The following is a 218-nucleotide window of genomic DNA, read 5'->3' as shown; positions in this document are numbered from 1 at the left end:
CAAGTCAATTGATCACCAATCGCACGGTGTAAAAGCGCAGCAACCACTGATGAATCAACACCACCCGACAGACCTAAAAGAACTTTTTGATCGCCAATTTGTTGACGTAATTGTTCAACGCGTAGATCGATGATGTTTTCAGAGTTCCACAGGCTACGACAGCCACAAATGCTGTGTACAAAGTTCGATAATAACTCTGCACCTTTTGCAGTGTGCGT

Annotated in this window: 1 pseudogene; it reads right to left on the bottom strand. The window is 44.0% G+C overall.

The annotated features are described in order from the left end of the window. A pseudogene (locus tag B4F08_RS03235) lies at positions 1-218 on the bottom strand (asparagine synthase-related protein); the annotation flags it as partial.

The organism is Acinetobacter sp. UBA6720 (assembly GCF_002454215.1).
Lineage (GTDB): Bacteria > Pseudomonadota > Gammaproteobacteria > Pseudomonadales > Moraxellaceae > Acinetobacter.
The sequence above is the reverse complement of the archived record's forward strand: the minus strand, read 5'-3'. Positions and strand labels throughout refer to the sequence as shown.